We start from the raw sequence: 11,921 nt of genomic DNA, 5'->3' as shown, positions 1-11,921 counted from the left end.
TCACCTCAGGATGCGATTCCTCCTGGGGCTGCCCCAGGGTTCCTCGCAAGATCCCGCTGAAGCCTGGTGCGGGCGCGGCCGGATACGGGCGCGGCTGTGTACGTGGCTGTCGAGGCCGGGCAGGCGCACCCGCGTGGTCAGGGGTGCTCAGCGCGGTGGCGGACGGAGGCGAGCAGGCGGCGGGAGAGTCTCACGTGGCTGCCGGTGCCGAGGACGAGCAGCCGGTACAGGCCGCCGGCCGGGCCGGGGAAGGTGGCGCGGGTCTCGGCGCGCAGACGGGTGTGCCCGGGGCCGGCCGGGTCGAGGCGGAAGATCCAGGCGTACGACGAGAAGCGGTGGCGGCCGTGGAGGGCCAGTTCGCGGCCAGGCGTCGCCGTCACCGCCCGGAAGGCGGGGAACGTCGAGCCCTCGACAGGAGGGCGCGGCCCGGACGCCGTACGGTCGGCGCAGCCTACGACGCTCGCGTAACGCGCTGCGGCGGGGCGGGAGAAGGCCCGGTCGAGGGCTTCGGAGAGTGCGCGCCAGACCTCGTCCGGGGGCGCCTCGACGAGGATCGTGTGTTCGTCGACGAACGGCAGGGGGGCACGGCGCATCGGTGCTTCCATGGGTGCCAGTCTTCGGCGTTCGGCCGCACCACCGCCAGAGGGCCGGGGCCCCTCTGGGTCTCACCCGCTCGGCAGTTGTCTCCGCATGGCCTTCGCGATGTCGCCGACCTGCTGGAGTTGGCTCGCGGTGACCACGGCGGACGTCCCGGATGAGTTGGGCGACGGCGGTGACGGCCGGGTCGACAGGCGTGGGCCGGGCGGGGAGGGGGACGCCGGTCAGGGCCGCGAGGTCGGTGGCGGGCACGGCGAGCAGGGCGGCGAAGTCGGCTACGAGGTCGGGGGTCAGCGGTTTGCGGCCACCGCCCACCTGACCGTAGGTGGCGGCTGCCCAGTAGCGGCCGGTGAGCACCAGGAACAGGTGGGCCGTGGCCGACCGATCGAGGTTTCGGTTCCGGGCCATGCGCATGAGGAGGGCGCCGGGACCGGGAGGGTACCGCTGGTGCGGCGGCGGTTCGGGGACGGGCCCGGCACGCTCCTCCTGCGGCAGGGACGCCACGAGGCGGCGCGGTTCGTCCCTCTTCTCCCGCGGCAGAGCGACGGCGTCCTGGGCGAGGCGGGGAACGAGGCGTTGGGCCGTCGGGGCCAGCGGGGCGAGGTCGTCGGGTATGCCGTCGCCCGCGATGGCGAAGAGGTCCGCCGTGTGCAGGCCGAGCGCGGGGCGAGCCGGCGAAGGAGCGACGGGCTCGGCGGCTCGGCGGCTCGGCGGCTCGGCGTCGAGAACGGTCAGCAGTTCGGACTCGGGGACGGAAGCCGTCCGGGACAGGACGGCCGGATCCAGGCCTCTGCGATCCAGCAGCCGCTTCAACAGCGGGCCACGATCCTCTTCCCCCCACCATCCCGCCATTGTGCTCCCCGCGGTCACACCCGAACCGACGGCACGGGCGGCACCAGCGGTACGGAGGGGGCCGTCGGGGCCGACGGGGCCGAGATCGTGTCGATGGTGGGGAGTTCGGTCGTGCCGATCGGCGGGAGTTCGATGGTGAACTCGGTGTGGCCTGGCTCGCTGTTGACGTCGAGGCGGCCGCCGTGGGCGGAGACGATGGCGGCGACGATGGCGAGGCCGAGGCCGGAGCCGCCCTCGTGGGCGTCGGTGCGGGCGCGGGAGCTGTCGGCGCGGGTGAAACGCTCGAAGACGGAGGGGAGAAGGGCCGGCGGGATGCCGGGACCGTCGTCGCGCACCCGGACGACGCACCGGTGGGCGGTGGCCTCGACCGAGGCGGTGACCGTCGTGCCAACAGCTGTGTGCACACGCGCGTTGGCCAACAGGTTGACCACCACCTGGTGGAGGCGGGCCTCGTCGCCGGTGACCAGCGCCGGGGCGTCCAGCAGCAGCGCCAGCTGCCAGTTGTGGTCCTCGCCCGCCGCCCGCGCGTCCCACACCGCCTCGGCGACCAGGGCCGCGAGGTCCACCTCGGCGGACTCCAGGGGACGGCCCTCGTCGAGCCGCGCGAGCAGCAGCAGATCCTCGACCAGGCCCGTCATCCGGGCCGACTCGGCGGAGACGCGCCGCCACGCCAGCGTCGGCTCGATCCGGTCGGTGCCCCGGTTCATCAGTTCCGCGTAGCCGGCGATGGACGCCAGTGGCGTACGGAGTTCATGGCTGGCGTCGGCGAGGAAGCGGCGCATGCGTTCCTCGCTGCGCTGCCGCTGGGCGAGGGATGCCTCGACGTGGTCGATCATGCGGTTGAGGGCGGCGCCGACCTGGCCGGCCTCGCTGCCGGGGTCCGTGTCGCGGTCGGGCACCCGGGTCAGGCCGATGACCTCCCCCCGGTCCAGCGGGGAGCGGGAGACCTCGACGGCGGTCGCGGCGACCCGGCCGAGGGGGCGCAGCTGGCGCCGGATGACGACCGCGCAGACGCAGGCCGCGACGGTGAGGCCGGCGCCGGCGACGACCGCCTCGACGACCACCAGCCCGCTGATCATGTCCTGGACGTCGTCCATCGGCAGTCCCGTCAGGACGTGCAGGCCGTCGTCGCTCAGGGCGGTGATCCGGTAGGTGCCGAGGCCCGGCACGGTCCTGGTCTGTGTCGAGCCGTCGGCCCCGATGCCGTCGAGGGCGGTCCGCTGCTCGGCGCTGAGGGCCTGCGGAGCGCCGCTCGCGGCGATGACCTCGGCGGCGGTGATGTTCCCCTCGTCGTCGAGCCGCGCGGCGAGCGTGCCGACGGCCTGGCCCTGCTCCCTGAGGAACGCCAGGTCGGTGTGGTTGCGCGGTCCGACGCTCACCCCGCCCAGGCTGCGCTCGGCGGCGTTGGTGACCCGCTCGTCGAGGGCGCCGAGCAGCGAGGTGCGCTGTGCGAAGACCGTGACCAGCGCCATCGACACGCACACCGCCACCAGCGTGGCGGAGATGAAGAAGAGCAGCCGGGTGCGCAGGGAGCGGCTCCGCAGGGTCCGCAGGGGACGCCGGGCGCCGCTCAGCACCGCCTGCCAGGGGCTCCGCGAGCGGTCCCCCGAGAACTCCGAATCTCCCAGGTCCCCGGGAGCCCCCGAATCCCCCAGGTCCCCGGGAGCCCCCGAGTCCCCCGAAGTCGCCGAAGCCGCCGCGCCCCCTGGCTCCCCCGCTCGCGCCGTCGAACGCGTCGTCATCGTCCGTCCTCCCCCGCCCGGATCGCGTATCCGAGTCCGCGCACCGTATGGATCATCGGCGCCCTGCCCTTGTCGATCTTGCGGCGGAGGCTGGAGATGTAGACCTCCACCAGATTGCCCCCACCGTCGAAGGAACTGCTCCACACGTGGTCCAGGATCTGGGCCTTGCTCAGCACCTGGCGCGGGTGGCCGAGCAGCAGGGCGAGCAGTTCGAACTCCTTGGCGGTCAGCTGGACCGACGTACCGTCGCGGTGCACCTCACGGGTCTCCTCGCGGAAGACGAGGTCGCCGAGGACCAGGGCGCCGTCGTCCGAGGACCTGCTCTCCTCGATGCCGGACCTGCGCAGCAGGCCGCGCAGCCGCAGCACGACCTCCTCCAGGGAGAAGGGCTTGGTCACGTAGTCGTCCGCGCCCGCCGAGAGTCCGTCGATACGGTGCTCCAGGGTGTCCCGGGCGGTGAGCATCAGGACGGGCAGCTTCGGGTTCTCGTAGCGCAGCCGCCGCAGTACCTGGAGGCCGTCGAGGTCGGGCAGCATCCCGTCGAGCACGACGGCGTGCGGGGCGCAGCCGCGGGCGACCCGCAGCGCGCTGTATCCGTCGGCCGCCGGGTAGGGGCGCCAGCCCGCTTCCGAGACGGCCACGGACAGCAGCTCGGTGAGCCCGGGTTCGTCGTCGACGATGAGGACACGGACTCGGCCGTTTCGGGTCGCGGAGGTGCCTGCCATGTCCTGATCCTGCAGCGGTTTCCTGAGAGAACCCTGTGTTCCGACTGGGCCGAAGCCGTGGGACGGGGGATGTGCGGGTGCACGGGTACGCGAAGGGCCGCACCCCTCGTCGATGAGTCGATCAACTGATCAGTCGACGAGAGGTGCGGCCCGACCGCCGTACCGGATCCCCTACTTGCGGATCAGGCTGCGCAGCACGTACTGCATGATGCCGCCGTTGCGGTAGTAGTCCGCCTCGCCGGGGGTGTCGATGCGGACGACCGCGTCGAACTCGACGCCGGAGTCGGTGGTGACCTTCACCGTGCGCGGGGTGGTGCCGTTGTTGAGCTCCTCGACGCCGGTGAAGGAGAAGGTCTCCTCGCCGGTGAGGCCGAGGGACTGAGCCGAGGCGCCCTCCGGGTACTGGAGCGGGAGGACACCCATGCCGATGAGGTTCGAGCGGTGGATGCGCTCGTACGACTCGGCGATGACGGCCTTGACGCCGAGGAGCGCGGTGCCCTTGGCGGCCCAGTCGCGGGACGAGCCGGAGCCGTACTCCTTGCCGGCCAGGATGACCAGCGGGATGCCCTGCTCGATGTAGTTGCGCGAGGCGTCGTAGATGAACGCGACCGGCGCGCCCTCGACGGTGAAGTCGCGGGTGTAGCCGCCCTCGGTGCCCGGCGCGATCTGGTTGCGCAGGCGGATGTTGGCGAAGGTGCCGCGGATCATGACCTCGTGGTTGCCGCGGCGCGAGCCGTAGCTGTTGAAGTCACGACGCTCGACACCGTGCTCCGTGAGGTACTTGCCTCCGGGGGTGTCGGCCTTGATCGCGCCGGCCGGGGAGATGTGGTCGGTGGTGACCGAGTCGCCCAGCTTGGCGAGGACGCGGGCGCCGGCGATGTCCGAGACCGGGGTGGTCTCCATCGTCATGCCCTCGAAGTACGGGGGCTTGCGGACGTACGTCGACTGCGGGTCCCACTCGAAGGTGTTGCCGCTGGGGATCGGCAGCGCCTGCCACTGGGCGTCGCCCGCGAAGACGTCCTGGTAGGACTTGTTGAACATGTCCTCGCCGATGGCGTTCGCCACGACGTCGTTGACCTCGGCCTCGGTCGGCCAGATGTCTTCGAGGTAGACCGGCTTGCCGTCCTGGTCGGTGCCGAGGGCGTCCTTGGTGATGTCCACCTTCATGGAACCCGCGAGGGCGTACGCGACGACCAGCGGCGGGGAGGCCAGGTAGTTCATCTTGACGTCGGGGTTGATCCGGCCCTCGAAGTTACGGTTGCCGGAGAGCACCGAAGTCACGGCCAGGTCATGGTCGTTGACGGCCTTGGAGACCTCCTCCGGCAGCGGGCCGGAGTTGCCGATGCAGGTGGTGCAGCCGTAGCCGACGAGATTGAAGCCGACCTTGTCGAGGTAGGGGGTGAGCCCCGCCTTGTCGAAGTAGTCGGTGACGACCTTGGAGCCGGGCGCGAGGGTGGTCTTGACCCAGGGCTTGCGGGTCAGGCCCTTCTCCACGGCCTTCTTCGCGACCAGCGCGGCGGCGACCATGACGTACGGGTTGGAGGTGTTGGTGCAGGAGGTGATGGCGGCGACCGTCACCGCACCGTGGTCGATCTCGTACGTCGAGCCGTCGGGGGCGGTCACGGTGACCGGGTTGGACGGGGCGCCGTTCGGGGTGACGGCCGGGGCGTCGGAGGCCGGGAAGGACTCCTGGCCGGCCTCGTCCACGGAGTCGACGTAGTTGCGGACGTCCGTCTTGAACTGCTCGGCGGCGTTCGCGAGGACGATGCGGTCCTGCGGGCGCTTCGGGCCGGCGATGGAGGGGACGACCGTGGAGAGGTCGAGCTCCAGCTTCTCGGAGAAGTCGGGCTCGGCGGCCGGGTCGAGCCAGAGGCCCTGCTCCTTGGCGTACGCCTCGACGAGCGCGACCTGCTGCTCGCTGCGGCCGGTCAGCTTCAGGTACTTGAGCGTCTCGCCGTCGATCGGGAAGGTCGCCGCGGTGGAGCCGAACTCCGGCGACATGTTGCCGATGGTGGCGCGGTTCGCGAGGGAGGTGGCGGCGACGCCCTCACCGTAGAACTCGACGAACTTGCCGACGACGCCGTGCTTGCGGAGCATCTCGGTGATGGTCAGCACGAGGTCGGTGGCGGTGGTGCCGGCGGGGAGCTCACCGGTCAGCTTGAAGCCGACGACGCGCGGGATGAGCATGGAGACCGGCTGGCCGAGCATCGCTGCCTCGGCCTCGATGCCGCCGACGCCCCAGCCGAGCACACCGAGGCCGTTGACCATGGTGGTGTGCGAGTCGGTGCCGACGAGGGTGTCGGGGTACGCCTGGCCGTTACGCACCATGACGGTACGGGCGAGGTGCTCGATGTTCACCTGGTGGACGATGCCGGTGCCCGGGGGGACGACCTTGAACTCGTCGAACGCGGTCTGGCCCCAGCGCAGGAACTGGTAGCGCTCCTTGTTGCGGCCGTACTCCAGCTCGACGTTCTGCGCGAAGGCGTCGTGCGTGCCGAACTTGTCGGCGATGACGGAGTGGTCGATGACCAGCTCGGCCGGGGCCAGCGGGTTGATCTTCGCCGGGTCGCCGCCGAGCTCCTTCACGGCCTCACGCATGGTGGCGAGGTCCACGACACAGGGCACACCCGTGAAGTCCTGCATGATCACGCGCGCCGGCGTGAACTGGATCTCCTGGCTGGGCTGGGCCTGCGAGTCCCAGCCGCCGAGAGCACGGATGTGGTCGGCGGTGATGTTCGCGCCGTCCTCCGTGCGGAGCAGGTTCTCCAGCAGGACCTTGAGGCTGTAGGGCAGGCGAGCCGAGCCCTCCACCTTGTCCAGCCGGAAGATCTCGTACGACTCGTCGCCCACCTGCAGCGTGCTGCGGGCGTCGAAGCTGTTCGCCGACACGACAGTCTCCTTCATTCCATGTGCGCGTACCACCGCATCCTGCCGCCACGCCCCCTTGGCCGATCCGCTAAGGTAAGGCTAAGTTAGGCACCCCTTACCGGGGCGGCGGCCGCAGTGCGCCTTCGGCAGATATCTCGATGTCGAGATAACTCTAGTACATGGGCGCGGACAGGTCATGCCCGGGCCGACGTGGCGTGCGCCAATGTCGGCGAATGGCCGGGCCCGGACTGGGGCCCATGTTCACTCGGGCTCGCCGGCCGGGGCCACCCCGATCCGGGGTCAGACCGCGCGACGCGGGCCCGGACCGTGCCGCGCGGGATCGTTCGCCCGCTCGTCGACCGCCGCGAGCCGCTCGGGGCCACCCCGGACCTTCTCCCAGGCGCGGCAGACGGCGATCACCGTGTCGTAGACGACGACCAGGGCGGTCAGACCGAGCGCCATGCCGGTGTCCTCGCGCGGCAGGAGGTCGGCGAAGTAGGTGCCCGCCGTGGCGGCCACGGCGGGCAGTGCGAGGGAGCCGACCGGGCGGCGTACGGCGGCGATGCGCGCCCGCCACCGGCTGCGGACCTGCGCCGGAGGAAACAGACTCCAGTCGGGTTCCTGCCGCGCCGGTCCCGCCATGTCCGCACCGACGGCGGCCAGATGCGGGTCCTGAGATGGTTCGTTCACCGAATCGCCCTTCCGTTCCATTCCGCTCCGTTCCCCTGCGTTCCGCTCTGTCCCGCTCTGTCCCGTTCTCCGTGTCTCCGCTACCGCCTGCGCCCCGACCCGGCGTTGTCGTCGCCGTCCCGGACGGGGTCGCCGAGGAGTGCGGAGACCCGCTGTGCGGTGAACTCGTCGCGGGCGATGACGACACCGGGGAGCGTCGGCTCCCCTTCCTTGACGGCCCGGAAGAGCAGCTTGCTCGCCTCCCACGGGACCATCGGCGCACCCTTGGCGTCGTACAGCCGGACCGCCAGCCCGTGGGCGGCGGCGATCAGCAGGACGGCACTGTCCAGGACGTCGCCCGACGGATGGATGGCGGCCGGGACGCTGTGGTTGAGGACGGCCTGGATGATCACGGAGGTCGTCTCGTCGTGGAATTCGATGCGGGGGTACGCCGCCGTCAACCGGTCGACACGGGAGACAAGGGACCAGGGCACGACGAGGTACCCCGGCCCGGGAGTGGCGGCGGGCGTGTCCTCGGTCAGCAGCTCCCACTCCCCCGCGACCGACAGACGGTACGCGGACGTGCAGTCGGCGGTGAGGGCGGACTCCAGGGTCACCGTCGCGGCGGCCAGCGGCCAGTTCGGCAGCCACACCAGTATCGAGAGGGAGGCCGCGCGGGCGTCACCCCCGACCAGGAGCGTCTCCAGGGAGCCGGTCTCCGCCAGGGAGACGGTGGGCCGCCCCGCACGGATACGGTCGCGGAAGAGCTCCCGCCGTTCCGCGCGGCTGCCCTCGGCCCCGATCAGAAAGAGCGAAGTCCCCATCTCCTCGCCCAGTTCGCCCAGGACCGTCTCGGCGACACGGAAGAGTCCCTCGCGTACGTCGGTGACCCGCTCCTCCCAGGAGAGTTCCCGCGCCGGTACGCCTGCGGGCTGATGCGCCCCCGGGTCGAACTCGTACGGAACCTGCAGAGCGCGCACGGCTTCCGGAGCGTCGTACCCCGGCAGGTGCGTGTGGGAGTGATCGACGTTCACGGGACGCCGGACCCCGTAGAGGCCGCTCCGCAGTTCGGTGAGGAGCGCTTCGGCGACGACGGTCGCCACGTGCACGGAGCCGGGGGGCTGCTGGTGGCCGCTGGTGCCGGGCCGAATCATCCGAGGTCCAACTCCCTCTGTGATCAAGGGTGGTTACCGAGGTCCCCCGCGCTTGTGCGCCCTCCCGCCGCAGCGTACCCCGTGTGGGTGTCGTGTCGCACACATGACGCATACGTCAACACTTCGTGAAGTTTGAAGTATCTAGGGCCAATTGGAAGTGCGTCATGCATCTGCACGTGCAGCTGTAAGGAACTTCTGAGCTACAGCACTTCTGGATGCCATGAAGTGCCATGTAGCCTGGCCGAGTTGAGCGAACTGTGCCTCATGGCCGTATTGCAACTCAGTACATACCGGGGAGACGTCGCCACCCTCTCGGCTCCTGAGATCCGGCGCGCCCAACGCCCCGACGAAGGGATACACGTGTCGAATGAACGGAAGAGCAGCCACACCGAAGCCAAGGAGCGCCAAGTCGTCGTTTCCATCAGGTTCCCGGCCCAACTGCTGCAGCGCATCCACGCGGTGGCCAGCGTCGAGGAGACCACGGCCAACGCCGTGATCCGCGAGGGCATGGACCACTACATACGCGAGCGGGTGCGCACGGACACCTTCCAGGAAGCCAGCCGCGCGTACGTGGAACGCGCCCAGGCCCATGTCGCCACGGCCCTGATGGACCCGCCGCCCGAGCAGGAACCCGATCGGCAGCCCGACCGGGAGTCCGAGCGGGAGCCCGCGCGGGAATCCGAGCAGGAATAGGGGTGCGGAACCGGGGAGGCGGAGGCTCGAAGAGCGAGCGGGCCTCCACCCCGCATGCGAACAGGCGAGGGGGGTACCCGCCGCGCATCGGAAGGAGACATCCATGCCGCTCACGTTCCGCAAGAGCTTCCGCATCCTGCCCGGCGTTCGCCTGAACATCAACAAGCGCTCATGGTCCATCACCACCGGCGGCCACAACGGCCCGCGGCACACACGCAGCAGCACGGGACGCCGCACGACATCGATGGATCTGCCCGGCCCCTTCGGCTGGCGCCGCACGCGCAACGCCGGGCGCCACTGACAAGTCCCGTGCCACCGGGTCTCGCTGACGACCCGTCACTCAGACCGACAGCCGGTCACTCGAGCGGGTCCCCGCACCGGGGCCACCAGGACCCTCCATGAGGCGCAATCTCATATCTGAGATAACCTCGACCCCATGGCAGACGACTACCTCGTACGCATCGGCAAGCTCATCCGTGACGCCAGGCAGCACCGGGGCTGGACACAGTCGCAGTTGGCGGAGGCGCTCGGCACGAGTCAGAGCGCGGTCAATCGCATCGAGCGCGGCAATCAAAACATCAGCCTTGAGATGATCGCTCGAATCGGTGAAGCCCTGGACAGTGAGATCGTCTCGCTGGGGTACGCGGGCCCGATGCATCTGCGGGTGGTCGGCGGGCGTCGGCTGTCCGGCTCGATCGACGTGAAGACCAGCAAGAACGCGTGTGTCGCGCTGCTGTGCGCCTCCTTGTTGAACAAGGGGCGCACGGTGCTGCGCAGGGTGGCCCGGATCGAGGAGGTGTACCGCCTTCTGGAGGTACTCGGCTCCATCGGCGTACGCACCCGGTGGATCAACGGCGGTGTCGACCTGGAGATCGTGCCGCCGGCCGAACTGGACCTGGCGGCCATCGACGCGGAGGCGGCCCGCCGCACCCGCTCGATCATCATGTTCCTCGGCCCGCTGCTGCACCGCATGGACCACTTCAAGCTGCCGTACGCGGGCGGTTGCGACCTCGGCACGCGCACGATCGAGCCGCACATGATCGCGCTGCGCCGGTTCGGCCTCGACATCACGGCCACCGAGGGGCTGTACCACGCCGAGGTCGACCGGTCCGTCACCCCCGGCCGCCCGATCGTCCTGACCGAGCGCGGCGACACGGTGACCGAGAACGCGCTGCTCGCCGCCGCCCGCCACAGCGGCGTGACCGTCATCCGCAACGCCTCCTCCAACTACATGGTCCAGGACCTGTGCTTCTTCCTGGAGGCGCTCGGCGTACGCGTGGAGGGCATCGGCACCACCACGCTCACCGTGCACGGCGTGCCGCACCTCGACGTGGACGTCGACTACTCCCCCTCGGAGGACCCGGTCGAGGCGATGAGCCTGCTCGCCGCCGCGGTCGTCACCGAGTCCGAACTCACCGTGCGCCGGGTGCCGATCGAGTTCCTGGAGATCGAGCTGGCGGTCCTTGAGGAGATGGGCCTCGACCACGACCGCACTCCGGAGTACTTCGCCGACAACGGCCGTACGCGCCTGGTGGACCTCACCGTCCGGCCCTCCAAGCTCCAGGCGCCGATCGACAAGATCCACCCCATGCCGTTCCCCGGCCTGAACATCGACAACGTCCCGTTCTTCGCGGCCATCGCCGCCGCCGCGCAGGGCCAGACCCTCATCCACGACTGGGTCTACGACAACCGCGCGATCTACCTGACCGACCTCAACCGTCTCGGCGGCCGCCTCCAGCTCCTCGACCCCCACCGCGTCCTCGTCGAGGGGCCCACCCGCTGGCGCGCCGCCGAGATGATGTGCCCGCCCGCCCTCCGCCCCGCCGTCGTCGTCCTCCTCGCGATGATGGCCGCGGACGGCACGTCCGTACTGCGCAACGTGTACGTCATCAACCGCGGTTACGAGGATCTGGCGGAACGACTGAACACGGTGGGGGCCCAGATCGAGATCTTCCGGGACATCTGATCGGCGCGGTGTCGTGCCCCTAGAGGGCAAGGGGCACGACGCCTCAACATGCCAGCTGACCTGCTAATACACCTTCACGACCCTTCACTGATCACTGTTGTTTTTCAGCATCTTGTGCAACGCACGTGCAAGATGATCTTGAATGGTTGACGATACGTCAGCGATACCTGAGTATCCGTCAGCCTTTACGGAGGGTTGCCCCCGAAGTGGCCTCGCAACGTCCGATGTGGGTCGTGTCACGCCGACCGCGTCTGGCCGACCATCGGCACCCACGTCGAAGACCCGGCAAGCCGCAGCGGGCGCGGTTGTCCCGCGAGCCGGATCTGATAAGCGCTTCACGACCACGTTCTCCTCCTCTGCCCGGGCAGAGATCGGCTCGCGGGCTTTACCCGCAACCTCAGCCGCAACTTTGACGCAGTCCGCAACGGGCTGTCTCCCGAACAGTTCCGGCGCCATCGAGGGCAACGTCAACCGGCTTTTAAGACGCTGAAACGCCTGGTGTTCGGCAGGGCCACTCTCGATCCCCTTCGCAAACGCGTCCTACTCACACAGTGAGCCTGGAACGTCCGGATTACAAAATCATCGACAGTACCACCGTTGCCACATGACAAAGATCAATTAATTTCTGCGCCCCGGAAGCAATCGTGGGCTCACT

Annotated in this window: 9 protein-coding genes; 3 read left to right on the top strand and 6 right to left on the bottom strand. The window is 69.8% G+C overall.

All coding sequences use genetic code 11. The features are described 5' to 3' along the window. Nucleotides 1–137 precede the first annotated feature (137 nt). The 6 genes from I8N67_RS39465 to I8N67_RS39440 form a co-directional block, all read right to left on the bottom strand. Complete coding sequence (locus I8N67_RS39465) at nucleotides 138–593, bottom strand: SRPBCC family protein (RefSeq protein WP_200309121.1); 456 nt, start codon at nucleotides 591–593, stop codon at nucleotides 138–140. 870 nt (nucleotides 594–1,463) lie between these two features. Next, a complete protein-coding gene (locus I8N67_RS39460) occupies nucleotides 1,464–3,191 on the bottom strand; it encodes a sensor histidine kinase (RefSeq protein ID WP_234047005.1) in 1,728 nt (575 codons plus the stop codon). Then, entirely contained in the window at nucleotides 3,188–3,916 is a 729-nt protein-coding gene (locus I8N67_RS39455; protein ID WP_200309120.1) for a response regulator transcription factor, read from the bottom strand. The genes I8N67_RS39460 and I8N67_RS39455 overlap by 4 nt, the downstream gene beginning before the upstream one ends. 171 nt (nucleotides 3,917–4,087) lie before the next feature. Beyond that, nucleotides 4,088–6,805 (bottom strand): aconitate hydratase AcnA, encoded by a 2,718-nt coding sequence (acnA, locus tag I8N67_RS39450; protein WP_200309119.1) that lies wholly within the window; start codon nucleotides 6,803–6,805, stop codon nucleotides 4,088–4,090. Between the two features lie 279 nt (nucleotides 6,806–7,084). After that, entirely contained in the window at nucleotides 7,085–7,474 is a 390-nt protein-coding gene (locus I8N67_RS39445; RefSeq protein WP_200309118.1) for a hypothetical protein, read from the bottom strand. Nucleotides 7,475–7,554: 80 nt separating this feature from the next. Next, nucleotides 7,555–8,607 (bottom strand): hypothetical protein, encoded by a 1,053-nt coding sequence (locus I8N67_RS39440; protein ID WP_200309117.1) that lies wholly within the window; start codon nucleotides 8,605–8,607, stop codon nucleotides 7,555–7,557. Between the two features lie 360 nt (nucleotides 8,608–8,967). On the opposite strand from I8N67_RS39440, the gene I8N67_RS39435 reads away from it, so the two are divergent. The 3 genes from I8N67_RS39435 (at nucleotide 8,968) to I8N67_RS39425 (ending at nucleotide 11,266) form a co-directional block, all read left to right on the top strand. Beyond that, a complete protein-coding gene (locus tag I8N67_RS39435) occupies nucleotides 8,968–9,300 on the top strand; it encodes a hypothetical protein (protein WP_200309116.1) in 333 nt (110 codons plus the stop codon). Between the two features lie 103 nt (nucleotides 9,301–9,403). Then, complete coding sequence (locus I8N67_RS39430) at nucleotides 9,404–9,601, top strand: DUF4236 domain-containing protein (protein WP_200309115.1); 198 nt, start codon at nucleotides 9,404–9,406, stop codon at nucleotides 9,599–9,601. Between the two features lie 135 nt (nucleotides 9,602–9,736). Then, the gene (locus I8N67_RS39425) at nucleotides 9,737–11,266 is read left to right on the top strand and encodes a helix-turn-helix domain-containing protein (protein ID WP_200309114.1); all 1,530 of its coding nucleotides are present in this window, start codon (nucleotides 9,737–9,739) and stop codon (nucleotides 11,264–11,266) included. The last annotated feature ends 655 nt before the right edge of the window (nucleotides 11,267–11,921 follow it).

This window comes from Streptomyces adelaidensis, from assembly GCF_016598475.1.
GTDB lineage: Bacteria > Actinomycetota > Actinomycetes > Streptomycetales > Streptomycetaceae > Streptomyces > Streptomyces adelaidensis.
This window is presented reverse-complemented; position numbering and strand designations above follow the sequence as displayed.

What these genes read in the sequence shown, in the direction of transcription:
- I8N67_RS39465 (WP_200309121.1), bottom strand. Translation starts at nt 593, where the DNA reads ATGCGCCGTGCCCCCCTGCCGTTCGTCGACGAACACACGATCCTCGTC.
- I8N67_RS39460 (WP_234047005.1), bottom strand. Translation starts at nt 3,191, where the DNA reads ATGACGACGCGTTCGACGGCGCGAGCGGGGGAGCCAGGGGGCGCGGCG.
- I8N67_RS39455 (WP_200309120.1), bottom strand. Translation starts at nt 3,916, where the DNA reads ATGGCAGGCACCTCCGCGACCCGAAACGGCCGAGTCCGTGTCCTCATC.
- I8N67_RS39440 (WP_200309117.1), bottom strand. Translation starts at nt 8,607, where the DNA reads ATGATTCGGCCCGGCACCAGCGGCCACCAGCAGCCCCCCGGCTCCGTG.
- I8N67_RS39430 (WP_200309115.1), top strand. Translation starts at nt 9,404, where the DNA reads ATGCCGCTCACGTTCCGCAAGAGCTTCCGCATCCTGCCCGGCGTTCGC.
- I8N67_RS39425 (WP_200309114.1), top strand. Translation starts at nt 9,737, where the DNA reads ATGGCAGACGACTACCTCGTACGCATCGGCAAGCTCATCCGTGACGCC.